Raw genomic sequence first — 501 nt, forward strand, 5'->3', positions numbered from 1 at the left:
CCAGGAGAGTTCTGGTCCATAGGAGGGTTGGCAGAAGAACGGATTACGATGAGTGCGTAGCTGGAATAACCAATCATCAGCATCAGCATGCAGAGCAAGGCTGTGTTCTTGACGCGTGCTGAGATGAGCGGCAGGAGCTGCATCTTCTTCTTGGCGATGCCTGTAGATTCGTCAACGCCTGTTACTACCTCCTGCTTGCGCTTGTAGCCGAGTACGAACCAGAGAATAACCAGCACGATGATGCCGGTAATGGCAGCTGTCCAGCCATATCCGTAGAATGGGATGCCGAGCATGCCGAAGCCGAGAACGAAGGCGATATTCTGCTTCTTCTCGTTCTTCTCAGAAGCATGGCAGGTTTCGTAGATACCCCAGATAACTGAGGCTACGAGACAGATGATGTATACGATTTCACCGGTATTGAACGGACAGCCGAGGGTGTTGACAAAGAACAGCTCGAACCAGCCGCCTACGGTGATGATACCTGGAACCACACCATACAGT

Annotated in this window: 1 protein-coding gene; it reads right to left on the reverse strand. The window is 51.9% G+C overall.

The features are described 5' to 3' along the window. Positions 1-501: hypothetical protein (locus IE178_RS37335; protein WP_498370666.1), on the reverse strand; the 501-nt coding region annotated here is incomplete at both ends.

It is taken from the genome of Streptomyces griseoloalbus (assembly GCA_014650015.1).
Taxonomy (GTDB): Bacteria; Actinomycetota; Actinomycetes; order Streptomycetales; family Streptomycetaceae; genus Streptomyces; species Streptomyces griseoloalbus.